The sequence below is a fragment of the Flavobacterium sp. FlaQc-48 genome (assembly GCF_044007335.1).
Lineage (GTDB): Bacteria > Bacteroidota > Bacteroidia > Flavobacteriales > Flavobacteriaceae > Flavobacterium.
Genome location: NZ_JBIPCR010000001.1, coordinates 548,676 through 573,088, shown reverse-complemented (window position 1 = coordinate 573,088; position 24,413 = coordinate 548,676). Strand labels below are relative to the sequence as shown.

At 33.0% G+C, this 24,413-nt stretch carries 21 protein-coding genes; 1 reads left to right on the top strand and 20 read right to left on the bottom strand.

Features of this window, described 5'->3' with window-relative positions; all coding sequences use genetic code 11:
• Nucleotides 1-211 precede the first annotated feature (211 nt).
• Nucleotides 212-1,162, top strand: a complete 951-nt coding sequence (locus ACHRWY_RS02405) for a hypothetical protein (protein ID WP_395352154.1) — start codon at nt 212-214, stop codon at nt 1,160-1,162.
• Between the two features lie 13 nt (nt 1,163-1,175).
• Here ACHRWY_RS02405 and ACHRWY_RS02400 read toward each other — a convergent pair whose 3' ends face one another.
• The 20 genes from ACHRWY_RS02400 to lpxD form a co-directional block, all read right to left on the bottom strand.
• The gene (locus tag ACHRWY_RS02400; RefSeq protein ID WP_395352152.1) at nt 1,176-2,141 is read right to left on the bottom strand and encodes a YeiH family protein; all 966 of its coding nucleotides are present in this window, start codon (nt 2,139-2,141) and stop codon (nt 1,176-1,178) included.
• Nucleotides 2,142-2,214: 73 nt separating this feature from the next.
• A complete protein-coding gene (locus ACHRWY_RS02395; protein ID WP_395352150.1) occupies nt 2,215-3,111 on the bottom strand; it encodes a LysR family transcriptional regulator in 897 nt (298 codons plus the stop codon).
• A 193-nt stretch (nt 3,112-3,304) separates the two neighbouring features.
• Nucleotides 3,305-4,072, bottom strand: a complete 768-nt coding sequence (locus tag ACHRWY_RS02390; protein WP_395352148.1) for a hypothetical protein — start codon at nt 4,070-4,072, stop codon at nt 3,305-3,307.
• Nucleotides 4,073-4,123: 51 nt separating this feature from the next.
• Nucleotides 4,124-6,151 (bottom strand): hypothetical protein, encoded by a 2,028-nt coding sequence (locus tag ACHRWY_RS02385; protein ID WP_395352146.1) that lies wholly within the window; start codon nt 6,149-6,151, stop codon nt 4,124-4,126.
• Between the two features lie 79 nt (nt 6,152-6,230).
• Nucleotides 6,231-6,977: a 3-oxoacyl-[acyl-carrier-protein] reductase gene (fabG, locus tag ACHRWY_RS02380; RefSeq protein ID WP_068840901.1), complete on the bottom strand. Its 747-nt coding sequence runs from the start codon at nt 6,975-6,977 to the stop codon at nt 6,231-6,233.
• Nucleotides 6,978-7,153: 176 nt separating this feature from the next.
• Nucleotides 7,154-7,423 (bottom strand): hypothetical protein, encoded by a 270-nt coding sequence (locus ACHRWY_RS02375; RefSeq protein WP_395352144.1) that lies wholly within the window; start codon nt 7,421-7,423, stop codon nt 7,154-7,156.
• 135 nt (nt 7,424-7,558) lie between these two features.
• Nucleotides 7,559-8,914, bottom strand: coding sequence for a DUF4302 domain-containing protein (locus ACHRWY_RS02370; RefSeq protein ID WP_395352142.1), 1,356 nt, complete (start codon nt 8,912-8,914; stop codon nt 7,559-7,561).
• A 28-nt stretch (nt 8,915-8,942) separates the two neighbouring features.
• Complete coding sequence (locus tag ACHRWY_RS02365) at nt 8,943-9,800, bottom strand: putative zinc-binding metallopeptidase (protein WP_395352140.1); 858 nt, start codon at nt 9,798-9,800, stop codon at nt 8,943-8,945.
• A 19-nt stretch (nt 9,801-9,819) separates the two neighbouring features.
• Nucleotides 9,820-11,307 carry a RagB/SusD family nutrient uptake outer membrane protein gene (locus ACHRWY_RS02360; RefSeq protein ID WP_395352138.1) on the bottom strand — a complete coding sequence of 496 codons (1,488 nt, stop codon included), beginning with the start codon at nt 11,305-11,307 and terminating at the stop codon, nt 9,820-9,822.
• Between the two features lie 14 nt (nt 11,308-11,321).
• Nucleotides 11,322-15,035, bottom strand: a complete 3,714-nt coding sequence (locus ACHRWY_RS02355) for a SusC/RagA family TonB-linked outer membrane protein (RefSeq protein ID WP_395352137.1) — start codon at nt 15,033-15,035, stop codon at nt 11,322-11,324.
• 242 nt (nt 15,036-15,277) lie between these two features.
• The gene (locus tag ACHRWY_RS02350) at nt 15,278-16,393 is read right to left on the bottom strand and encodes a FecR family protein (RefSeq protein ID WP_395352135.1); all 1,116 of its coding nucleotides are present in this window, start codon (nt 16,391-16,393) and stop codon (nt 15,278-15,280) included.
• 91 nt (nt 16,394-16,484) lie between these two features.
• Nucleotides 16,485-17,096 carry an RNA polymerase sigma factor gene (locus ACHRWY_RS02345; protein ID WP_395352133.1) on the bottom strand — a complete coding sequence of 204 codons (612 nt, stop codon included), beginning with the start codon at nt 17,094-17,096 and terminating at the stop codon, nt 16,485-16,487.
• A 397-nt stretch (nt 17,097-17,493) separates the two neighbouring features.
• On the bottom strand, nt 17,494-17,922 hold the full coding sequence (locus ACHRWY_RS02340; RefSeq protein ID WP_395352131.1) for a hypothetical protein: 429 nt from the start codon (nt 17,920-17,922) through the stop codon (nt 17,494-17,496).
• 152 nt (nt 17,923-18,074) lie between these two features.
• Nucleotides 18,075-18,947: a succinate--CoA ligase subunit alpha gene (sucD, locus tag ACHRWY_RS02335; protein WP_055092315.1), complete on the bottom strand. Its 873-nt coding sequence runs from the start codon at nt 18,945-18,947 to the stop codon at nt 18,075-18,077.
• A gap of 84 nt (nt 18,948-19,031) precedes the next feature.
• Nucleotides 19,032-19,394 carry a nuclear transport factor 2 family protein gene (locus ACHRWY_RS02330; RefSeq protein ID WP_198999737.1) on the bottom strand — a complete coding sequence of 121 codons (363 nt, stop codon included), beginning with the start codon at nt 19,392-19,394 and terminating at the stop codon, nt 19,032-19,034.
• 1 nt (nt 19,395) lies between these two features.
• Nucleotides 19,396-20,325: a UDP-3-O-(3-hydroxymyristoyl)glucosamine N-acyltransferase gene (locus tag ACHRWY_RS02325; protein ID WP_395352129.1), complete on the bottom strand. Its 930-nt coding sequence runs from the start codon at nt 20,323-20,325 to the stop codon at nt 19,396-19,398.
• Nucleotides 20,326-20,461: 136 nt separating this feature from the next.
• Entirely contained in the window at nt 20,462-21,028 is a 567-nt protein-coding gene (gene efp / locus ACHRWY_RS02320; protein WP_035624093.1) for an elongation factor P, read from the bottom strand.
• A 93-nt stretch (nt 21,029-21,121) separates the two neighbouring features.
• Entirely contained in the window at nt 21,122-21,907 is a 786-nt protein-coding gene (gene lpxA, locus ACHRWY_RS02315; protein ID WP_029270176.1) for an acyl-ACP--UDP-N-acetylglucosamine O-acyltransferase, read from the bottom strand.
• Nucleotides 21,908-21,981: 74 nt separating this feature from the next.
• Nucleotides 21,982-23,370 carry a bifunctional UDP-3-O-[3-hydroxymyristoyl] N-acetylglucosamine deacetylase/3-hydroxyacyl-ACP dehydratase gene (locus tag ACHRWY_RS02310; RefSeq protein ID WP_395352126.1) on the bottom strand — a complete coding sequence of 463 codons (1,389 nt, stop codon included), beginning with the start codon at nt 23,368-23,370 and terminating at the stop codon, nt 21,982-21,984.
• A complete protein-coding gene (lpxD, locus tag ACHRWY_RS02305; protein WP_395352124.1) occupies nt 23,363-24,406 on the bottom strand; it encodes a UDP-3-O-(3-hydroxymyristoyl)glucosamine N-acyltransferase in 1,044 nt (347 codons plus the stop codon). The genes ACHRWY_RS02310 and lpxD overlap by 8 nt, the downstream gene beginning before the upstream one ends.
• Nucleotides 24,407-24,413: the final 7 nt, after the last annotated feature.

Here is a 24,413-nt window from a genome sequence, read left to right as displayed (position 1 = left end):
AAAATACATTTTTAACCAGTTAAAATAAATTTGACACATAATTAATGTTAAAAAACAAAATTAATCACAACAAAATACTCTTTTACTCATATTTAAAGATGTGTTACTCCTTTGTTTATTCACAGAAATAACGGTTCCTAAAAACATTATTTTATTGTAACTATACTAAAAAAAACAATGTAAATTTGGATTCAATTTTACTCAAACCTTTATGAATTGGACTAAATTTTTTATTTTTTATTTTCTGGTAATTTGTTCGGGCAACGCTCAGGATATTATACAGCTAAAAAATGTTAACGATACTATTTTAAATACCAAAAGAACTTTGCAGGTATCAGACCCTTTAGACGCCGTAAAAACAATGCAAAAATTGTTTCCCGGTAAAGTATACAACCTATCCGATCATAATACTTTTATAAGCTGGAATTGTAAAAACTGCAAAACTACTCCTTACACTGATGTTAATGGCGTTGAAGGGGACCAGATTTTTCCATACAGCAGAGGTGTTGCAACAAGACTGCTCTCTAATCTTGATTACACGGATTCAAAAGGAAATCAATTCAGGTTGTTGTTATTTAATCATTCCATTTATGATGAAGACGGATTGCAAACCGGTAGATTTTCCGGTGGTCTTGTAGGTGTGGCTAAGTTTACAAAAAATGATAAAACCTGGCAAATGAGGTCTTTTCAACCGGGTGTTGCAGCTTTTGGGGCGTTTGCCCAGGCTCCAAAACCTAAACTTGTAGAGATTGGCGAAGATCAATATGCTTTTACTTTATTGCATGTGAATGGCGGCGGCGGAGGTCCTTTTGAAGGTGTGCTTTATCTTGTCGCGGGGTTTGATGGTAAATACCAGCCTATTTTGGAAGTATTTAATTATCAGCTCAGCAACGTTGAAAGTGTCAAATGGTCAAGTTCTTATACTGTTGTAAATAACAATACTAAAAAGCATTTTAGAGATATTGTTATAAAAACAAATGGCTCTTTTAATAAGGCTGCGCAAGCTAATGATGAATTTGAAGTAAGTTTACCCGCTGAAATAGCTACAATGGCAAAAACGAAAAAACAATTTAATTTTGAAATTGAAAAGCATTTTTCATTTAAAGGGAAATTTTACAAGATGACAGAGAAGCCAATTGTTAAGTTTTCAAATGTAAAATAAATTAGTGTTTATCTTAATGCAAATACAATATCGCAGCCAAAGCTAAACCGGCAATAAATATCCAAAGAAAAACTCCCTGAAGCAAAGGCTTTACTCCTACTGATTTCAAGGTGTCAATATTTAAAGTGGTTCCAATCAGGAATAAGGTTACAGTTAAACCAATTTTGGCAATAGTAACAATATAGGGTCCAATAACTGTTGTGGCAGGAACATACGTGTTTAAAAGCATTGCCAAAATGAATAAACCAATAAAGTAAGGAATCTTGATTTTTGAATTTTTATTCTTAAATATCGCAGCAGTTAAAAGTGAAATTGGGATAATCCACAAAGCTCTCGCCAATTTTACGGTGGTGGCAATTTGCAAAGCTTCTGCACCGTATTTGTTGGCTGCACCAACCACTGAGCTGGTGTCATGAATAGCAATTGCACACCATAAGCCAAAATCTTTTTGAGATAAATCAAGCTGATGTCCGATAAACGGAAAGACAAATAAAGCTATTGAATTGAGAATAAATATTACACCTAAAGCAATCGACGTTTGACTTTCGTTTGATTTAATTACAGGGGAAATGGCTGCTATGGCACTTCCGCCACAAATTGCTGTTCCGCATGAAATCAAATGGGATGTCTTTTTATCTGTATTTAGCCATTTCCCTAACAATGTACCCAATAATAAGGTGCTAAAAATTGAAAATATGGTTAGCAACAAACCTTCTTTGCCCGCGGAAATTGCACTTGCAGCATTCATTCCAAAACCCAGGCCAACAACTGAAAATTGTAGTAAATATGTAATTGCTTTATGGTTGAATTCAACAAATGGATTTCCGAAAACATTCACCATAATTACTCCTAATAATAAGGCAACTGGCGGAGAAATAACAGACAATAAACACAATACGATAATTAAAGCAAAAATAGCTTGCTGGATATAGAGATTAACTTGTACTAAATGTGCGGTTGTATGTTGTTTTGTTTTCAAAATAATGAATTTGATATTTCGTTACAAAGGTCTGTTGTTTATACCATAATCACTAATCGTAAAAAACAATCGGCTATAACTCTAAGTTATAATAAGAAGACATGTTCTGAATAAAAAGTTCTGATAAAGAATCCGATTTACCTAATAAAGTGATAATATAAAAATACCTGTCTATCGCTAAATTTGCGATATCCAAAACCATTAATTCGTTATTTTTAAGCTCCTTACTTACCGCATGTACAGACATGAATGCAAAGCAATCTGAATTTAAAAGATATGATTTTATACTTTCTGTAGACCCTAATTGCATTTCGATTTGTAAGTCGGTTATTTTAAGATTAATTTGTTTCAGGGCAAATTCTATAACTTCAAGTGTTCCTGATCCACGCTCACGAGTAATAAATTTTATGGATTTTAAATCTTCTACTGAAATTTCGTTTTGCTGTGCCAAAGGATTTTTGGTATTACAAACCAAAACTAATTCATCTTTTAAAAATGGAATATATTTAATCGACTGATTTTTAGATTGACCTTCGACAATTCCGATTTCGATTTCTTTGTTGATCAATGCATTTTCGATTTGTTCTGTATTGCCGTTTAGCAAATTGACTTTGATTTCTTTTTGCTTTTGATGAAAACGGGCTAAAACCGGAGAAATAATATATTGCGAAATGGTTGTGCTTGCTCCTAGCCTTAACAATCCCTGGCGTTCCTTGATAAAGGAGCTCATATCAAAGTCGATTTCGCGGTAGATTTCGAATATATTTTTGGTATGTTTCAGTAGAATTTCCCCTGCCGGAGTTAAGACTATTTTTGAACCATTTCGTTCAAAAAGCTTTGTTTTATAGGTCTCTTCCAGCTCCTGAATGTGCTTAGAGACTGCCGGCTGCGAAATATATAGTTCCTGGGCTGCTTTAGTAAAGTTTAAGCGAAGTGCAACGGTGTAGAATACTTTTAGCCTGAAATCCATGTCTTTTGTTGTTTTTGTTTCATGTTTAAAGTTTCAGGTTAAGCAAAAGCTTTAATTTTTGTAAGTCTACAATATTCGGCTAAAGCCAATGTATGATTCAATTAATTCATCTTCAGCTAAAGCTATAGGCTATTCAATAAAATTTGAGCACAACGTTACAGAATACTTTTTAGCCTGAAATCCATATTCTTATTTAATATTTTCCCATTGCTTTAACTCCATTTTCTGAAAATTTCAAAATTTCAGTTGTAATTGGATATCCGGATTTCTCATATTCTTCAACTACAACAGAACCGAGACGTTCAGAAAAATACTCAAAATCTTGTTCTCCAAAAATATAACAAAAGTCTCTCACAGGAATAACAGCATAAAATGGGAAACCAATATTATTTTGAACTAAATCCTTGATTTTTGATGAAAAAAGACAAGCACTTTTAAGCCAAACTTCCTCAATATCAATCATTCCTAATTTATGATTATCAACATCTTCAACCTCAATTTGTACTTTATCTAAAAAAATATCTAAATTTAAATCAACTTGATTTTTTAGTTGTTCTAAGTTTAAATTCCAGTCTATCAAATCATCTTCAGAAATAAATGAAAAGTTATTATTAGTGTTTACCATAAAAACTTTGCTAAATTCATTTGTTACCTTTTCATATATCAGGTTTTCAAACTCAAAGTCATTAGGGAAAAATTGCACGTATATCTTTTCTTTAATATTCTCCCAATCTTCTTTTTTTGATGAATGTGAAACAATTGTATTAACTAAATCTGTAATATAACTATCATCACTATCTCTTTCGTAATTACGTCTAACATTATCCAAACTTACTTTTAATTCAGATTCTTCTACATTTATAAGAATAAATCCATCTTTATCAATAGAATCAATAGTTAAGCCTTTGCTTTCGAGTTGTGTTTTAAACGTATTAAAAACAACATCTTCTGAATTAAACATATATTAACAAATTTAGATTTAACTTAATTTAAATGGTACTTATAAGAGATACTACAACAAACCATTATACTTCCTAACAAACCACTCAGCAGTTAATAAGACTGCTATTAAAATCAATAACCAAACCCAGTCAATTAAAGGCGTCTTGGTCGAAACATTTTTCTCGATCGATTTGTATTCCTGATTCTCTAAAAGTTGCTGAATTAAATCATCGGCCTGATTTTCGAAAAAAGCTTTTCCATTGGTTTGCAATGCTAATTGTTTCAATTTTGAAACGTCGGGATTTACAAATTGCTTTTCAATATCAAAATCTAAAATCTCAAAATGAGCAGAATATGAGGTATTTGTATTTAATTCTTTTACAGTAAAATTATACTTACCAGTAGATAATCCGTCCAGATTTACTGAGAACGAATTATTTCCTTTTAACAGATCATAATTTTTGGATTGTTTTGTTTTGGCATTTGTAACCGTAATAGTAAGCCTGGCTTTTTCGTCAAACTCATAATTTTTATTGAAATATTGTGCGTTGATTACAATGGCTTCTCCTGAGTTATAAAAGCTTTCGTGCGTTACCACCAATGATTTTCTGGAAGTTGTCGAAGCCAGATATTGAATAATCTTATCTATAAATACATCATATTTTTCAAAGGACTGATGGTCGATATGGCTTTGCAAACGCCATTTCCAGCTATTTTCTCCTAAAAGAAAAGCAGTTCGTTTTCCCTGATTTTCGGCGAAAGCCAATAAAGGTGCATTTGTTGCTACATTTCTTATTTTCGAAGAAAGTAAAACCGATACATTTCCGTTTGTGGTGATAGTACCGAAAAGATTTTGTAAGGGTGGAAAGTTTTCAAAACCAATATTATCTATTGCAAATAAATTAAACTGAGACTGAAACTCGGATAAGTAATCTTCTCTTTGTCCGCTCATTTTAAAAACCAGGCTGTTTTGTTGCTGGTTCAGAAAATTAAAATCGGTGTTGGTTCCTGTAATGATAAAAGTATTTGTTCCGGCTAATTTGTTGTTGTCAAAAATAGCTTTAAAAGATGAATTTGGCTGATATAAAACTAAAACCGAAGCTTCCTGCAACTGGCTAATTTCATTTGGTTTAACCAATATTACTTTACGTTGCGCATTAACTTCAATTGAACGTTTTAAAGCTGCAATATCCGGATGATTTATGACCGAAACTATTGCAATGGCTGACTTTTGATCTATAACTTCAACTGCAAAATTCTTGATGTTATTATAGCTGTTTTTCTCTTTTGAACCCGATGAAATACTGGCTTTAAAGATTTGCAATCCCACTTTATCAGCCGGTAAAAGCAAATTTAGGTTTGCCGTTTTTTTAGAAGCTGAAAAAGATACTTTCTCTTTAGCTACTACAGTATTTCCTTGTGTAATGGTAAAATCAGCAGTTGTGTTTTTATCTCCGGCATATTGCAGAAAAACTTCTACCGGAAATTTATTTTTATGAAAAGCGTATTTGTTTACGTTAAGCTGATTGATTTTTAAATCCAGAAAGGTAGTTGTATCTCCCACAACCAAAGGATAAACTTTATTGACAGGATCAAAACGGTATACATAATCGTTTCCTGTGGTCTGATTTCCGTCTGTGATAATAACCGTTGGAAAAATCAGGTTTTTATTGATGCTTTTTAAATTCCTGGCTGCTTCATCCAGATTGGTTTGTTTTCCTTTAAAATCAAATTTATCAGAAGGTTTAAAATCCGCATCAAATTGATACGACTGGATTTCAAATTTTTCTTTAAGTGCCGGATTAGAAATTAGTTTCTGGTACAACTCGTTAACTTTTTTATCCGATTTTAAAACTGAAATCGAACTCGAATTATCAACCGCTATTGCCAAAGGTGTTTTGGTAATTTCCAGTGAATTTTTAGTCATTATTGGGTTTATCAATAAAACTAACAACCCAAAAATGGCGAGAAAACGTAAAAAAGCCAAAAACCAAATCACATTGGATTTGTTTTTGGCTTTAAAAAAATATTGAAAATACGATAACCCACCCGCTATTACTAAAGAAAGTAATAATAATAGAATCGTGTTTGTAGTCATATTTTATATAGTTTGTAGTTTATAGTTTTTAGTTTATGGTTGCAGAACAATAAACAACAAACCATAAACAATTAACTTTTTAAGTAAGCATTCCTCCGCATACATTAAGTACTTGTCCGGTAATATACGCGCTCATATCTGAAGCCAGGAAAAGACAAGCATTAGCCACGTCTTCTGTAGTTCCTCCACGTTTTAACGGAATTCCGTCTCTCCATCCTTTTACTACATCTTCCGGTAATTTTGCTGTCATTTCGGTTTCGATAAATCCCGGAGCAATTGCATTGCAACGAATGTTACGGGAACCTAATTCTAATGCCACTGATTTTGTAAATCCAATTGCACCCGCTTTTGAAGCTGCATAGTTTGTTTGTCCCGCATTTCCGGAAACCCCAACTACAGAACTAATGTTAATAATTGAACCTGCACGTTGTTTTAGGAAGGTTTTCTGAATAGCTTTTGTCATATTAAACACTGACTTTAGATTCACATCAATAACCTGATCAAAATCAGCTTCAGACATACGCATTAACAAATTGTCTTTTGTAATTCCTGCGTTATTAATTAAAATATCAACTGTTCCGAAATCCGCCAAAACAGCATCAACAAAAGTCTGTGCTTCATTAAAATCTGCTGCATTGGATTGGTATCCTTTTGCTTTTACGCCTAAACCATTTAACTCTGCTTCTAAAGCCTGAGCTGATTCTACAGATGAGCTATAGGTAAATGCTACATTTGCTCCGTGTTTAGCAAAAACTTCAGCAATTCCTCTGCCTATTCCGCGGCTAGCGCCAGTAATGATTGCTACTTTTCCTTCTAGTAATTTCATATTGAAGTATTCGTTTTTATTTTTTGAAATACAAATATAGAGTATTTGACCGTTTAATAAAATTTGTGGTATAAAAAATGGTTTAGATTTTCATTTATGTGAAAACAAAAAAAGCAGCTTACAAATGAGCTGCTTTATTCAAAATATAAATGGTAGTAAGACTACAATTTTAATGTTTATTTCTGATTAATGATAAAAAATAAAACTCCAAGTATTACCGCTGAAATCAATATATTGTAAATTGATAGCTTAAAACTCTCTGTATCTTCGACTTTATCTTCTTTTCTCTTTTTTATCAGGTCCAAAATGATCACCGGAACCAATATTATAATAGCGATATATGTAAAATATCTGGTGTAGGCCGGAAACAATAATGATATTGCCCAAAGCATGAATACCAGAAAAAAAGAAATAATGCCTGTTAATGTGATATACTGTTTAATCATATTCTTAGCTTTTTAATTGCTATTCTTAATTGTTACTATGAATTAAATGAAGGATGGTTTTATTCAGGCAAATTATAAAAAAGCAGCCCGAAGTGAGCTGCTTTAATTCAAAATAAATACAAAAATAAAATAAAATTACAATTGATAAGTTGTCATTCTAAAACTGCTTGATGCGCTGGCTAAAGTATAGATAACATTACTGTATGTAATTTTAAAATTTTCTTTTTTAACATATAACCCTTTGGTATTCAATAATTCATTATCTATATCTTTTAAGAATGCGGCTGCAGCAGCACCTCCAACCCAACCAGCATCTTTTAAAATAATGGTTTTATTAACAGCGTCTTCAGTTGTTGTTACTAAATGATTCATAGCTGCTTTTCCACCATTAAATTGATATTGAATGTAAGTACCATTAACAGCGTTGTTAAAATATATTTGCACTCTGGCAATAGACTGATTTGCAGGCAGTGTCGCATTGACTTTATTTATTAAGTATCTAAAATAGTCACTGGTAGTTGGAGCTGAATATAAGTTAGCCGCTATGTACCCTAAAACAATTTGAGGATTTCCTTTTCCACTTAAGAAAAGTTTGTAATCATCTGTTATTATTGGTGGCGTATTTGTATACTTAATTGTTGCACTAACTCCATTTGTACCTGTAGCTACAAAATTAGTAGTTGCACTATCATAAATAAAATTAGTAAGTTTCTGACCTTTAACTTCTACTGGAAGTTTAGTTACAGCACTGGTTGGCGTGAATGCAAATGCCACATCATAAGCATCTCTGCTTGCAGGATCTAAAGATGTTGCTGTACCAAAGCGAGCGCTGGCATTGTAATCAAAATCAAATTTATGTACCGCTGTTCCATCATTTGTTTCCAACAATCGATATAATGGACTAAACATATCGCCCGTTATATTTTTGATAATTGGTACATTTTTTGGCAAATCTGTCCAGTCTTTTGCTGTTGCTTTTACAAAACGCAGTTCATGACCATTTCTGTTGGTTTTAAAAATGATATCACCATTCTTTTGCCCATAATAATAAAATTGAAAGTCACCTAAATACCCTTTTGCTAAAAGTGCAGCCGTTGGGTAATTACCGGCATCAGACAAAAGATGAATTCTATTTTGAGTTGTAAAAACCAAACTTACGGTACTTCCCATCTGAATCTCATATTGACTTCTGTAGGTTTTTGTATCTATGTCTGTACCTATAGTAAAATCTGATGCCATATCTACTTTTCCTTCCGGCAGAAATTTAAATAAATGGGTCCATCCTCCTAATTGCGTACTATCAGTATAATAAACGGCCTTCCATCCTTCTGCTGATGAAAGTAACAGGTCATTCAATTCTTTTTTACGTCCGCTTAATCTATCCGTAGCATTTTGATCAAAATCCGAATCTACTTCTGTGCTTGTACATGATCCTAAAAGCAATGCTCCTAAAGAAATCATTAAGTACTTGTATATATTTTTTACTTTCATAACATCTATTTTTAGAAAATTATTGTCCTTAATTATTTATTACAAAATCAGTATTTTTTTGAGCTTCATCTCTTAAAGCATAAAAATCAATGTTGAAAGCATCTCTGTAATATTTAACCACAAGTGCTTCTTTTGCTTTTATATTAGCTTTTGCTGTAGCGTCTGTAACACCAGCCAATATAGCATCATATTCAGCTTTTGAACTTGTTAAAATCGTAGCGGCAGTTTCAGCAAAATCTTCATAAATACTTAGTCTGGCATAACTTGTTATAAAACCTAAGTTTCTTGAGGTAGAAATTGCCGCAGTATACCAGCTTGTAGTATATCCGGTAGGTGTTAGTTTTGCCCATGCCTGCTCATCAAAAGGCTTAGTCTGATTCAAAATATGAACATACTCATGTTGAATCGTGTGAATAAATTGAGTTACGTTTGCTCTGTTTTTTTTGTTAAGATTATCTACCTGAAAAAGGGTTACTTTTTGGCCTGCCTCGGCAAGTCCTAATGTAACTGTACCATTAGTATTTAAGTTTACTCCTCCCACAAGTACAAATTCTCTTGGTGCAATTATCTTAACAAAATTTGCCCCTCCAATAGTAGTATAACTATCGATCCAGATTTTCTTAACCACTTCCATCGCTGGCTGTACTTTATCTTGTTTTGGCGGATACAGGTATCTGTTGTTGTCTACCAGGTTCTGATTCCATATATAATACACATTGATATTATAAGGATCCAGAAAATTTACACCAATCCATTTATCTAAATCCGTTTTTGCTGGTACTGTAAAATCCAACCAGCTTTCTTTTGGCTGGTCTTCATGAGCACAGGAAGAAAGAAGTAATACTCCTGTCATAAGCACCACCGTATATATTTTTGCTATTTTCATAATACTTTCTAATTAAAATTTATCGAGGATTCATTTCTATTCCATTACTTGAAGCTCTAAGTGGTATTTGTAAAGCTCTGCGTTTGTCATCTTTTCCTAAAACATTTTTTCGAACTACTTTACCAAACTCAAGAGTATTATGCTCTACTACCAGATTAAAACGTCTTACATCAAACCATCTAAGACCTTCTCGCATAAAGTCTCTTCTTCTTGCTTCTGCAATAGCTTTAATATAAGAAGTCTGAACATCTGTTAATGCATAAAATGGAGTAAATTCATTTGCTATAACAGGATATTTAGCAACTACTCTCGCCTCATCCAATATATCTGTAGCAGGATTATATCCAGAAGTTCTTGTTCCTAAAAAATACCCCAACTCAGTATTAACCTCTGAAAATCTATTTTTCATTACAAGTGCTTCAATACGGTTCAGATACATTTCATCATTACTAAATAAAACTGTTCCGGTATAAGCTTCTCCAACACCTGCTGTCACATTAGTAAATTTAAAATACTCATAAAGTTTAGGAATAAAAACATTTGAACCACCGTAATAGTAACCATTTGCATTTATTAAATTAGCCTTACCCCACATATTTGTTAGTGTTCCCAGCAATTCATCTGATTTAAGAGATGGAAAAGCAAACCTGTATGATGCAGCCCTGTTTGCCGTTGAATTAGGAAAATTAATCAATAGGTTAGTATCCTGCTCTGACTTAGAATAATCAATTGGCATCTGAGCGAAAGCTGCAGCATTGAAAGCAGTATAATTTCTAAGCTTAGTTGGTTTAGAACCCAGTCCTTCAGAATACTCAAGTACTTTATCCCAATCTCCTTTTATCAAATAAAAACGACAGGCAAATGCTTTAGTAGCATCTACATTAAAATGATATTTAGGCTCTTTATAGTTACTTGTAATGTACTTCATTCCTTCAATAAGATCCTTTTCTACAAGGTCAAAGACTTCTTTAACTGTATTACGTTTGTATTGCGCCAACAAAGCTGTTTCAGGCTCTGTAATATAAGGAACTCCTAAATCTGTAGCTGCAGTTGCAGGATTATAACGATTTCCCCATAAAGAAACCAACATAAAATGGTTGTAGGCTCTAGTTATTAATGCTTCTCCTTTTTGAGGGTTTAAACTCGTTGGGCTGCCAAGCTTTTCAATAGAAACCAAAGCCTGGTTTGCTGCTGCAATTGCTTCGTAAGACCCTGTCCAAAATCCATTTTCAGTGTCTTTATCGATTTGAGTCTGCATTTCCCAGTTAAAGCTCTGCTCATTACTTATATTCGCATTTGTTTTTACCTCAGTGTCAAAAATATTATCTGACATTGTCTCTGCAATTACAAAATAAGTAGTTTTAGGATAGGCTGTAACTAGTAGTTCAGATATCTTTTCAGGCGTATCTATCTGTGTTCTATTATCTGGTACTTCTGAAAGAAAATCATCACAACTGCTAATACCAATTAGTAATAATAATGACAGTGTTATTTTTATATTTTTCATAATCAATTTTATTGTTAAAATGAAAGGTTTATTGCAAAAGTATATTGTGCTGTAATTGGGAAAGCTACCCCTCCTGTATTACGAAACTCCGGATCCTGACCGTGTAATTTTTTATCTGAATAAATTAACCATGGGTTAACTGCTGAACCTTTCAGATTAAAAGTACTCACCCCTAATTTTCTCTTAAAATCACTTGGAAATTCCCAGCCCAAAGAAATATTTTTTAATCTGACAAAATCACCACTGGCAATTCTAACATCAGAGAAATTATAAGTATTATATGCAATTTGTAAATTATTAGTACCATAATTTCTGTTCATCAACTGATCAGCAATAACCGGTACATCAGTATAATTCTCATCGCCCGGATTGATCCATCTGTTAGCAAATTCTTTAGTAAAAACAGTTTGATCCGTGTACTTGTTACTGTATACAGGGTTTAATCGTACCTTATTTCCACCTGATCCTACTACAAAAACATATAATGACCAACTTTTATAAGTAAATGTATTGGCAAGACCAATTGATTTATTAGGCTCAACAGACCCTTCATATTTCAAATACTTCATCACATCATTTGTATCCTGAAAATTTGCTTCTGTAATATTATTTTCAGCACCATCCTGTAATTTAAAAGTTGGCAATCCTTCATTGTTTAATCCGGTAAATTGATAAGAATACAATGAATTTCTAGGATGTCCTACAGTATTACCTCCATTTCCGGATACTAAATCAAATACAGAAGGTTTGTTAGCTAGTTTTGTAATCTTTTGATCGTATACAGAAAAATTTAATGTAGTAGACCATTTAAAATCAGATGAAACAATATTCTGAGTAGTAAAACCAACTTCAATACCTTTAGTTTCCATATCAGCATTATTTCCCATTTTTACATCCTGTCCTCCAACTCCTGAAGTAATTACATAATCAATCAAATCGAATGCTTTACGTCTATAAACATCAGTTGTCAACTGCACTCTGTTTCTAAACATCCCTAAATCGATACCAATATTAGTTTCATATTGTTTTTCCCAAGTCAAATCTTGATTTTGTAAATCCTGAATACGTATTGCATTTTCTCTGTCAGTTGTAGCAAAACGATCTGTGATATAACTTTTATAAATCGCCAAAGAGTTAGTTGCTGGTCCTGCTGTCGCTGTTAAACCATAAGAAGCCCTAAGTGCTAAAGTATTAACAGATTCCACATCTTTCATGAATTTTTCCTCTTTAATATTCCATTTACCACTCACTGTGTAAGTAGGCAGCCATCTTGAAGATCCTGTATCACCTTGTCTGTTAGATCCATCATAACGTCCTGTCACCGATCCTGTGTAACGACGATCGTATGTATATCCTACTTTTCCAAAGAAACCAACAGTACGCTCTCTTTCTGCTCCAAAGTCATAATAAGAGTTACCTTCGTTTACCATTTTTTCAATCAGCTTTGGATCAACAAAAGCACTAAGTCCTTTTTCATATTGTATTCCTGCTGCTGTAAAGTTGTCATTATTTCTGTCTACTGATCTAAACTCTGTACCAAAGAAACCTTCCAGTTCATGTTTGTCATTCAATGTATTTCTGTACGTAACACTATTTCTAACATTATATGAAGTCATATCGTTAGTGTATTTTCTTAAGAATCCACCGTTTTGCAACACTGAAACTTTAGGCGCTGTTAAATCATTTGGATTTTGGTATAAAAACACGTTATCTTTTTGGATTTGTGTATTTGGATTATCTCCCACACCCGCATTATAAGCTCCTACAACATTTGAACCTTCATAAATTCTATGCTCTCTCGATGTATTAGCATAACGGGCTGAACCAGTAAAATTATAAGTTAAGTGCTTATTGATTTTATAATCTATATCTGCCTGAAAACGAATGTCTTTCACTTTAATTCCTAAAGTATTATTTTTCAATTCGTTAAGGATGTTCATTTTGGCCCAGTTATTTTGATAATATTCTAAATTTCCATTATCATCATACGGTCTTAATGTTCTGCTTGTACTTAAAACATAATTAAAAGGGTTAATATCAAAATCCCTTGTAACCTTTCCAAATACAACATCATTTTTACTTTCATAAGTACCCGGAGCTTCCTGATCACGAGCAGAAGCAAGTGTTGATAAAGTAATATTTAATCTGTCATTTATAAAAAATGTTCCTTTTAAATTTGATGACAATTGCTTTACGTTATCAGCCAAAGTCCATCCCGGATCCGTATAATATCCTAAAGAGCCATAAAAAGTATTATTCTTTCCTCCTCCTGAAAAACTTAATGAGTGACTTTGCGTAATAGAAGGTCTAAATAAAACTTTAAACCAATCTGTATTTGCCAATTCATATTTTTTTAAGAATTCATTGATATAAGGCTGCTCATTTTTTACTCCATATAAACCATTTGAAGTATCGTAAAGATTAACCTGTTTTGCCAAAATACCATAAACCCCACTAAATCTGGAAGTTAATGACGCACTTTGACTAAGGTATCCTTTTTCTCTCATCTCTTGAAAAACGCTCATTGACTCTTGAGAATTCAAAACATCATATTGCGTATAACTTGGCACAGATCTTACTGTGTTTTCAACAGAATAGCTAATTTTTAAAGGAGAATCTCTACGGCCTTGTTTGGTTGTTACAACTACCACTCCATTTAATGATCTTGAACCATAGATTGAAGTAGCCGATGCATCTTTAAGGATTTCAATACTTTGAATATCATTCGCATTTAATCCAGCTACAGCAGAACTTAATAATGTCGCTGAATTCCCTGAAGCTAAATCTGCAAAAGTAACATTGATAATATCTTCCTGTACCACTCCGTCAATAACCCATAAAGGTTTTGTATCTCCAAAAATTGAAGAAGATCCACGTACAGTAATTTTAGGAGTAGAACCAAAAGATCCGGTAACGTTTTGTACCGTAACCCCGGCAGCTTTACCCTCGATCATTCTGCTTACATCTACAACACCATCTACTTTTAATTCAGCACCAGAAATTTTACTGATAGCTCCCGTAAAAGTTCTTTTAGATGTTTTTTCGTAACCAGTAGTAACTACAACTTCTTTTAAATTTTGTCCTTCTTCACTTAAAACAATAGAAGGATTAACATTTCCGATACCAATTTCTTTAGACTCCATACCTACATATGAAATTACAAGTCTATCATTGTTAGTAGGAACTTCTATAGTAAATCTACCGTCAAAATCAGTAAGTACAGCAACTTTAGTTCCTTTTACCATTACAGTAGCTCCTGGTAATGGACTACCATTTGAATCCGTAACAATACCTTTAATAATTGGTCCTGCCGTTAATATTTCGAATAAAGAATTATTAGCTTCTGAACTTGCAAAAGGATCTGCAGCACTTTTTTGAAGTACAATTTGATTGCTTACTTCTGTATAAGTAATATTAAAAGGTATTAAGATTCGGTTTAAAATACTTGATAGTACTTCCTCATTTGCATCTATAGTTACTTTTTGAGTAAGCTGAGGCAATCTTGAGTTGTACGAAAATTTTACATGAGCAGACTTTTCCAACTTGGATAATGCATTGTCTAAAGTTAAATTAGCAACATTTATAGTGACCTTAGTATCTAGTTTTTTTTGCCCACTTACATCATTTGCCATGGCAACGCTTGAAAATACAAGTGCCAGGACAAACTGAAATAGTGTTATTTTCATGATTCGATGGAGTAATCGTTGTTTAACAACTGGTTTTTTCATAATTTTGGATTGTTTTGATTAATACTGATTCGAGTGTATTTTAAGAAACGTCATGAATTGCTCTTTACAGAGAGCATTTCAACTAATTTAAGTGTCGAAAATGTTACAGCATTTCGGCACTTTTTTTTCTGCATTTTCATTTACATAGGCGTCTTTTATTTAGTTTATTTTGGATTGTTTTTGGTTGTTTTTTTTGCATTTTAAATAAAATCCCATTTTATAATTACAGTTATAAATGAGCATTAATTACAGCCATCGGATATTATAATAATCTGATTTCCATTCATTTCAAAACTGGTATTGTTCCCAATGCTATTACAGACTATTTTTAGTTTTTCTGTCAAAGGCTGGTCACTGAGCGAAGTGGTGAGATGACAATCTTTCAGCTTATTTTTAGGATAATCAATCTCAACTAAGTAAGCCTGTTCGATGGTCTCGAAGATTTGCGATACCGGAATATCTGTAAACTCAAAACTTAATTGTTCAATATTGCCAACACTTTTTGTCAAAACCTGATCTTGTGTAATATTGGTAATTTTATTAAAACTTAAATCACTCCTTAAGAATCGTAAGGCCTGGTTAGGTAGTAAAACCACTTCTTCCTGATCTGATTTAGAAACCAAATCATTTGATTTTACCCTAACCTTACCGGTGCGAACAAGAACTTCAACATCAGGCTGATCAGAATAAGCTTTAACTCTAAAACTAGTTCCGACAACCTTGGTTACAATTTCGTTTGCATAAACAAAAAAGGGCTTTTTAGGATTTTTACTAATTTCAAAGAAACCTTCGCCGGATAAATACACCTTTCTTTCGTTTCCGGTAAAGATTTTAGGATAACTTAGTTTACTGTTAGGCTGTAATAAAACCGAACTACCATCCGATAACGTGATGATTTGGGGTTTATCTGAATTATTGGTCTGTTCTACCAATCCTTCACTATTTTCATCGATAAGTTGTTTGTAAGTAACTACTTTGCTTTGTGGTTCAAATTGATTTTTGTAAAGCCATACTGAACTCAGGCCAATAATTAAGGCAGCAGCAACTCCTGTAAGAAAATATTTTTTGAAATATTTTATTTTTGAATTTTGAGTAGTATTATTTTGAATTTCCTTCTCTTCAATTTTAATCCAGGTAGACTGTAAGGCATTATGAAGATCAGATGGAGATATTGCTGATTCCGGCACTTTCATTGCTAACAACAATAGTCTTGCACCTTCTACCAGTTTGGCACGTTGCTGACTTTCTAATGTCCATTCTTCCCAACCATCTTTGTCAATTTTAAATAAGATCCATGACTGGAATGATTCATCAGATAAGAAATCTTCTATTTCGGTATATTTATTACGTTTTTGCATCTAAAAAATAAGGTTACAAAAACATAGAGGACAGCTTTCTTATTATATACTCACTAAATTGTGTTTTTTTTTACTTTTTTTTAAAATAAATTTAACAAGCTGTAGAAAATAGAAAAAGAATTAACGAAAAACTACTCTTCCATTCCTTGCGAAGCGTAAGTAAACCGCGGTGTAACAAGTTATTTGCAGACTGATAATTAACATCAAGCATTTCAGCAATTTGTTCTACTGATAATCCCTGATGATATCTTAGGTACAAAGCTTCTTTTTGACGTGCAGGCAAATTATTTAATAAATTATTTAAATAAACTACCTTCTCCTTAGTTACAGTGTCATCATCAATAAGATCATACTCAACAGAAAATTCCAAAAGAAACGCGACAGTATCAGTACTTGTAGATTTGCGAAAAATACGATCACGCTCATGTAAACGTGCTATTCGTTTACGAACACTCGATAATAAGTATGCTTTTACTACCACTGAACTTTGTAAACCATTTCGATATACCCAAATATCAGTAAAAACATCCTGAACACAATCCTGCACTTTTTCGGCATACGGAAATAAAGAGTTTCCATAACTAACTAAGTCTGCATAATACTTCTCAAACAACATTGAGAATGATTTTTCATCTCCATCTTTTAAGTTATTCCAAAGCGTAATATCATCAAAAGTTTTTAATTGTAAAAATTTGGTCTTCATATTTATTTGTGGTAGAATTCCTGAAAATAAGCACTTCATTTTAACATAAAGAATACGTTTTTTTAACATTATCCTTTACTTGTGTGCGATAAATATATAAAAGCAAATATTTAAAAACAATTTTTTTACACAAAAGAAGTAGTTCGCTAACATAGAGAATCACCCGTTTTTATTGATCTGTCGCGGGTTAAAGTAAATTAAAAAATATAAAATTATTTAAATAATATTAAAATATGTAAGATTTTATTACGGATAAAAATTTTAGTTTTTTTTAACATTTTATTGTTTGTCTATTTCTTAACCCGTTTTTATACTGAAATTCTGAAAAGTAATAAATTTAAAAAGCCTTACTAAATACATAGTAAGGCTTTTTAAAGTATGATTTTGAAATAGCTTTTTAGAAAGCTACATTCCATCTTGGTAATTTTGAATTTGCATCTAAGAAATTTTGTAAAACTTGTCCTTCAACAGTTGTTGGAATTCCTTTTACGTCAGCAGTGAAAGTTTCATACCAGACTACTTCTAAAGCCGAAATACCTTCTAACTTCATTTGTGCCGGCCATGAATATTTTCTTCCTGTTTTTGCAAATTGATGACCGTTTACAATTTTATCATAAAGACCGCCATTTTTACTTTTCAAAGTTCCGTCGTTTTGAACAGTTCCTGTAGAACCCACCATGATCAATTCTTTTGCATCGCCTTCAACAGCATAAACAACAAAAACTCCTGCACCTGCTTCAGGAGCATTACATGCTTGTTCTAAACTATCCTCAATAGTAAAAGTAAAACTATTGCTTACTTTAAACTTTTCTAATTCTTTGTACATATTATTTTTTGTTTTTTCACGAAGGTTCTAAGATTCTAAGGAACTCAGTTGCTAAGCGTTTGTTTACATTCCATACACTTTATTAATGTAAAAAAAGTCTCAACAAAATATTGAGACTTTTTTTTGGAATTTATTATTTTGAATATTAGAGATTATCCTAATATTTCTTTTACTTTTTTACCAATTTCAGCTGGTGAATCAACAACATGAATTCCGTTATCTCTCATAATTTGTTTTTTAGCAGCAGCTGTATCATCAGAACCACCAACAATAGCACCTGCGTGACCCATTGTTCTACCAGCAGGAGCAGTTTCTCCAGCGATAAAACCAACAACTGGCTTGCGGTTACCATCAGCTCTAACCCATTTAGCAGCATCAGCTTCTAATTGACCTCCAATTTCACCAATCATGATGATAAGTTCAGTTTCAGGATCGTTCATTAATAACTCAACAGCTTCTTTAGTTGTAGTTCCAATAATTGGATCCCCACCGATACCAATAGCTGTAGTAATACCTAAACCTTGTTTTACAACCTGGTCAGCAGCTTCGTAAGTTAAAGTTCCTGATTTAGAAACGATACCAACAGTTCCTTTTTTGAAAACAAAACCTGGCATGATACCAACTTTAGCTTCACCCGGAGTAATTACTCCCGGACAGTTTGGCCCGATTAATCTGGAATTTCTTTCTTTAACATAATTATTTGCTTTAATCATATCTGCCACAGGAATTCCTTCTGTAATAGCAATAATTACTTTAATTCCAGCATCAGCAGCTTCCATAATTGCATCAGCAGCAAAAGCTGGCGGTACGAAAATGATAGATGTATCAGCTCCGGCCTGATCAACAGCATCTTTTACTGTATTAAAAACCGGACGGTCTAAATGGCTAGTCCCCCCTTTTCCAGGAGTAACACCACCAACAACATTAGTACCGTACTCAATCATTTGAGAAGCGTGGAAAGTTCCTTCGCTTCCTGTAAATCCTTGAACAATTATTTTGGAATCTTTATTAACTAAAACACTCATGATATATATTTTATGTAGTTTTTAAAATTGTGATGCAAAAGTAAGGTTTTGTAACGTATTTTAACCTTTTTGTCTTCAAAAAAATTAAGAAAATTGACTCATCTGATAGCCACGATATAATTTATCATCTTTTATTTGCCAAATTGTAGCAAAATGGGCTAATAACATCTCTTCCCTCGGGTTTTCAATCGTTTTCACAAAATGAGAATATCGTATTGAAACTAAATCATCTTCAGCAATAATATGGCTAATTCTAACTTTAGAACGTACGTAAGCACGGCTTAACTCATTGGCCATATCTAACATCGAATTATAATCCATCTCGATCAATCCTTTGGTGCTATTCCAATCTAACTTTACATCAGTATGTAAATACGTCTTCATGATTTCGCTATCAATTAAGGCATCCGATTTATAAAATTTCTGAACAAACTCTTTTATAGACATATTACTTCAATTTATTTAAAATTTCAGGAATCTTTTTGATATTCGCCAATTGTTTTAGCTTTTCTCTGGATTCTTCGATTGGAGTTCCAAAATAAGATTTCCCCCCTTCAACCGATTTTGTAACACCAGTCTGTCCCATAATAACAGCCTTAGCTCCTATTGTGATACCGCTTGTTGTACCAACCTGTCCCCAAATTGTTACTTCATCTTCTATAACAACACAACCTGCAATACCTGTTTGAGAAGCAATCAGACACTTCTTCCCTATTACAGTATCATGTCCAACGTGAACCTGATTGTCGATTTTTGTCCCTTCACCAATAGTGGTATCTCCTGTAACACCTTTATCAATGGTACAAAGTGCACCAATACCAACATTATTTTCGATTACAACTCTTCCTCCAGAAAGCAGCTGATCAAAACCATCCGGGCGTTTTTTATAATAGAAGGCATCTGCTCCTAAAATAGTCCCCGCGTGAATAATTACATTATCTCCAATTACGGTATGATCATAAATCGTAACATTTGGATGTATCAGGCAATTTTTACCAATTGTAACATAGTTTCCAACAAAACAATTGGGCTGAATCACGGTTCCTTCTCCAATAGTTGCAGAAAGAGACACTGATACAGTTGTAGCCTGGAAAGGCCTGAAATGCCTGGTTAGGGTATTAAAATCTCTGAAAGGATCATCAGATATTAAAAGGGCTTTACCTTCCGGACAATCTACTTTTTTATTAATTAAAACAATAGTAGCTGCTGATTGTAAAGCTTTGTCGTAGTATTTAGGATGATCTACAAAAACGATATCACCCGGCTCAACAACATGTATCTCGTTCATGCCTAAAACCGGAAAGTTCTGGTCACCTATAAATTCGCACTGAAGCAAATTTGCAATTTCTTGTAAAGAATGAATCTTTGGAAATTTCATATTTTATAATTAGAAAATTTGTCAATTAGAGAATGTGTCAATTAAAAAATGTGTCAATTAGAAAATAAAATTATTCAATTTCTGCTGAAGCATCAATTTTCTAATTGACTCATTGACAAATTATCTAATAGATAAACTACTCTTTTACACGCTCCATGTATGAACCTGAAGCTGTATCAATCTTAATTTTATCGCCTTCGTTGATGAACAACGGAACGTTTACAGTTGCTCCTGTTTCTACTGTAGCAGATTTTGTAGCATTTGTAGCTGTATTTCCTTTCACACCAGGCTCAGCATAAGTAACTTCAAGAATTACTGAAGATGGCATATCTACTGATAAAGGTAAATCAGTTTCAGTATTTACCTGAACCATTACACTTGTTCCTTCTTTTAATAATCCCGGAGCATCCAAAATGTTTTTATTCAGGGAGATTTGCTCAAAAGATTCTGTATTCATGAAATGAAATTCATCACCTTCAGCATACAAAAACTGATAGTTATGCGTCTCTACACGTACATCGTCTATCTTATGTCCTGCAGAAAACGTATTGTCTAATACTCTTCCTGTGGTTAAACTTCTTAATTTTGTTCTAACGAAAGCCGGACCTTTTCCAGGTTTTACGTGAAGAAATTCAACGATTTTATAAATATCATGATTGAATTTAATACATAATCCGTTTCTAATATCTGATGTAGATGCCATTTGTTTTGTTTTATTTAATATTTTGTTGAATTGTTAAATCGTTTATTTGTTTTTCGACTAAACGATTTAACAAATAAACGATTACACTTTTATCTAATAATTCCCTGAATAACCTTTCATGATTCCTCTTGATGAATTTCGGATAAAATCTAAAATTTCATCTCTCTCAGGAGTAGCTTCCATTTCAGCTTCAATTATACTTAAAGCTTGTGTTGTATTGTAGTTTTTTTGGTATAAAATTCTGTAAATTTCCTGAATTTCTCTAATTTTTTCAGTACTAAATCCTCTTCTTCTTAAGCCAACTGAATTAATCCCAACGTAAGACAAAGGTTCTTTTGCTGCTTTTGTATACGGAGGAACATCTTTTCTAACCAGTGATCCACCGGAAATCATTGCGTGATCTCCAATATGAATAAATTGGTGAATCGCTGCCAAACCACCAATAACGGCGTGATTGCCAACTACAACGTGACCTGCCAAAGCCACACCGTTTACAATAATAGCATTATTACCAATTTCGCAATCGTGCGCAATGTGCGCGTATGCCATCACTAAACAATTATTACCTAAAATGGTTTGTCCTGAAGCAACTGTACCTCTGTTTATTGTTACACATTCTCTGATTGTGCAATTATCTCCAATGATGGCAAGAGAATCTTCTCCTCCAAATTTTAAATCTTGTGGCACCGCAGAAATCACAGCTCCTGGAAAAATATTGCAATTTTTACCAATTCTGGCTCCTTCCATGATGGTCACATTTGAACCAATCCAAGTACCATCGCCAATAACAACATTATTGTGAATTGTTGTAAAAGGCTCTATTACTACGTTTTTAGCGATTTTGGCGCCGGGATGAACATATGCTAATGGTTGATTCATCTGTATGTTTTATATTTTAAATTAAAATAGTCTAATTTGGGCAACAAACGTAAACAATAAAATTGATTTATTAATTATTGTTTTCTTGCAATCTGAGCCATCAATTCTGCCTCAGTTACTAATTTACCGTTTGCATACGCATTTGCCTGCATGTGACAGATCCCTCTTCGGATAGGAGAAATCAACTCGCATTTGAAAATTAAGGTATCACCTGGCAAAACTTTATGTTTAAACTTAACATTGTCAATTTTCATGAAATAAGTTAAGTAATTTTCAGGATCCGGAACTGTACTTAATACCAGAATCCCGCCTGTTTGTGCCATTGCTTCAACAATTAAAACACCTGGCATAACCGGGGCTTCAGGAAAATGTCCTACAAAGAAATTCTCATTCATTGTCACATTTTTCATTCCCACCACATGACTGTCAGACATTTCTATAATTCTGTCAATTAACAAAAATGGAGGTCTGTGAGGCAATACGGCCATAATTTTATGGATATCCATTAAAGGCTCCAGATTTAAATCATAAACAGGAACATGATTTCTTTGTTCAATTTTAATAATTTTTGCTAATTTTTTGGCAAACTGGGTATTAACGTAGTGCCCTGGCTTATTCGCAATAATTTTTCCCTGAATTCTAACGCCAATTAATGATAAATCACCAATAACATCAAGCAATTTATGTCTTGCCGCTTCATTAGGGTAATGCAAAGTAAGATTGTCTAAAACTCCGTTTGGCTTAACTGAAATCTTATCTTTTCCAAAAGCTTTTTTCAGGTTTTCCATTGTAGAATCAGAGATTTCCTTATCTACATAAACAATCGCATTATTTAAATCGCCCCCTTTAATTAATCCGTTTTCTAATAATGATTCTAATTCATGTAAAAAACTAAAAGTTCTTGAATTGGCTATTTCTTCTTTAAAATCAGCTATACTTTTTAAAGTAGCATTTTGAGTACCTAAAACTTTAGTACCAAAATCAACCATTGCAGTAACCTGATAATCGTCGCTTGGCATTACCAAAATCTCGCTTCCTGTAGTTTCATCAGTAAAAGAAATCACTTCTTTTACCACATAAACATTACGTTTCGCATCTTGCTCTTCAATACCCGCATTCTCGATCGCTTCAACAAAATATTTTGAAGAACCATCCATAATAGGAAGTTCTGAAGCATTTAATTCTATAATGACATTATCCAGATCACAGCCTACTAAAGCAGCTAAAACGTGTTCCGGAGTTTGAATTTTTACACCTAATTTTTCTAAATTGGTACCTCTTTGCGTATTAACAACATAATTAGCATCAGCCTCAATGACTGGTTGACCTTGCAAATCTACTCTTACAAAAGTGAAACCATTATTAATTGGAGCTGGTTTAAAAGTCATTGTAACTTCTTTCCCAGTGTGTAATCCAACTCCTGTTAGTGAAATTTCATTTTTGATGGTCTTCTGTTTAACCATTATTTCCATTTTTTGGGTTTATTATTTGTTTTTTTAATTCTTCTACTTCGGCTACAATTTTAGGCAGATTCTTGAAATGAACGTATGATTTATTAAAATCACTATATCCAAGTGATGGTGAACCTTGTAAAATTTCATCATCTTTTATGTTTCTTGCCACTCCTGACTGAGCCTGCAATCTTACATTATTGCCTATAATTAAATGACCTGCGATACCAACTTGTCCGCCAATCATACAGTTTTCGCCAATTTTTGTAGAACCTGCAACGCCTGATTGTGCTGCTATTACTGTATTTTTACCAACTTCTACATTGTGCGCAATCTGAATCTGATTGTCTAATTTAACCCCTTCTCTGATTATGGTTGAACCAAGAGTTGCTCTGTCTATTGTCGTATTGGCCCCAATATCAACATTATCTTCTATTATAACATTTCCTATTTGTGGTACTTTACTATAAACTCCTTCTTCATTCGGTACAAAACCAAAACCATCTGCACCTATAATTGTTCCTGAATGTATCGTACAATTATTTCCAATTATGGTTTCAGAATATATTTTAGCGCCTGCAAAAATATACACATTATTGCCAATAACAACATTATCACCAATAAAACTGTTTGGATAAATTTTTACATTGTCTCCTAAAACAACATTTTGACCTACATAACTAAAGCTGCCTAAATACAGATTTTCGCCATATTTAGTTCCTTCAGAAATAAAAGAATGAACTTCTATTCCTGTTTTATTCAATTTTACCTGATTATAAAAGTGTAAAAGTTTTGAGAAAGACGCATAAGCATCTTCAACTTTTATTAAGGTTGTAGTGATTTCCTGTTCTGGTACAAAGCTATCATTAACAATAGTTACCGAAGCTTTTGTAGTATATATATAATTGATATATTTGGGATTAGCCAAAAAAGTGAGCGATCCTTCCTCACCCTCTTCTATTTTAGACAGCCGAGAAACTTCTGCATTGGGATCCCCAACAACTTCTCCTTCTAAAATTCCTGCTATTTGTTCTGCTGTAAATTTCATTGCGACA

Bases quoted from the DNA above. Each gene is read 5' to 3' on its own strand.
- fabG (WP_068840901.1), bottom strand. From the start codon at position 6,977: ATGAAATTACTAGAAGGAAAAGTAGCAATCATTACTGGCGCTAGCCGC.
- ACHRWY_RS02330 (WP_198999737.1), bottom strand. From the start codon at position 19,394: ATGTCTATAAAAGAGTTTGTTCAGAAATTTTATAAATCGGATGCCTTA.
- ACHRWY_RS02355 (WP_395352137.1), bottom strand. From the start codon at position 15,035: ATGAAAAAACCAGTTGTTAAACAACGATTACTCCATCGAATCATGAAA.
- ACHRWY_RS02395 (WP_395352150.1), bottom strand. From the start codon at position 3,111: ATGGATTTCAGGCTAAAAGTATTCTACACCGTTGCACTTCGCTTAAAC.
- ACHRWY_RS02325 (WP_395352129.1), bottom strand. From the start codon at position 20,325: ATGAAATTTCCAAAGATTCATTCTTTACAAGAAATTGCAAATTTGCTT.
- efp (WP_035624093.1), bottom strand. From the start codon at position 21,028: ATGGCATCTACATCAGATATTAGAAACGGATTATGTATTAAATTCAAT.
- ACHRWY_RS02405 (WP_395352154.1), top strand. From the start codon at position 212: ATGAATTGGACTAAATTTTTTATTTTTTATTTTCTGGTAATTTGTTCG.
- ACHRWY_RS02365 (WP_395352140.1), bottom strand. From the start codon at position 9,800: ATGAAAATAGCAAAAATATATACGGTGGTGCTTATGACAGGAGTATTA.
- ACHRWY_RS02370 (WP_395352142.1), bottom strand. From the start codon at position 8,914: ATGAAAGTAAAAAATATATACAAGTACTTAATGATTTCTTTAGGAGCA.
- lpxD (WP_395352124.1), bottom strand. From the start codon at position 24,406: ATGAAATTTACAGCAGAACAAATAGCAGGAATTTTAGAAGGAGAAGTT.
- ACHRWY_RS02390 (WP_395352148.1), bottom strand. From the start codon at position 4,072: ATGTTTAATTCAGAAGATGTTGTTTTTAATACGTTTAAAACACAACTC.
- ACHRWY_RS02340 (WP_395352131.1), bottom strand. From the start codon at position 17,922: ATGTACAAAGAATTAGAAAAGTTTAAAGTAAGCAATAGTTTTACTTTT.
- lpxA (WP_029270176.1), bottom strand. From the start codon at position 21,907: ATGAATCAACCATTAGCATATGTTCATCCCGGCGCCAAAATCGCTAAA.
- ACHRWY_RS02345 (WP_395352133.1), bottom strand. From the start codon at position 17,096: ATGAAGACCAAATTTTTACAATTAAAAACTTTTGATGATATTACGCTT.
- sucD (WP_055092315.1), bottom strand. From the start codon at position 18,947: ATGAGTGTTTTAGTTAATAAAGATTCCAAAATAATTGTTCAAGGATTT.
- ACHRWY_RS02385 (WP_395352146.1), bottom strand. From the start codon at position 6,151: ATGACTACAAACACGATTCTATTATTATTACTTTCTTTAGTAATAGCG.
- ACHRWY_RS02375 (WP_395352144.1), bottom strand. From the start codon at position 7,423: ATGATTAAACAGTATATCACATTAACAGGCATTATTTCTTTTTTTCTG.
- ACHRWY_RS02310 (WP_395352126.1), bottom strand. From the start codon at position 23,370: ATGGTTAAACAGAAGACCATCAAAAATGAAATTTCACTAACAGGAGTT.
- ACHRWY_RS02350 (WP_395352135.1), bottom strand. From the start codon at position 16,393: ATGCAAAAACGTAATAAATATACCGAAATAGAAGATTTCTTATCTGAT.
- ACHRWY_RS02360 (WP_395352138.1), bottom strand. From the start codon at position 11,307: ATGAAAAATATAAAAATAACACTGTCATTATTATTACTAATTGGTATT.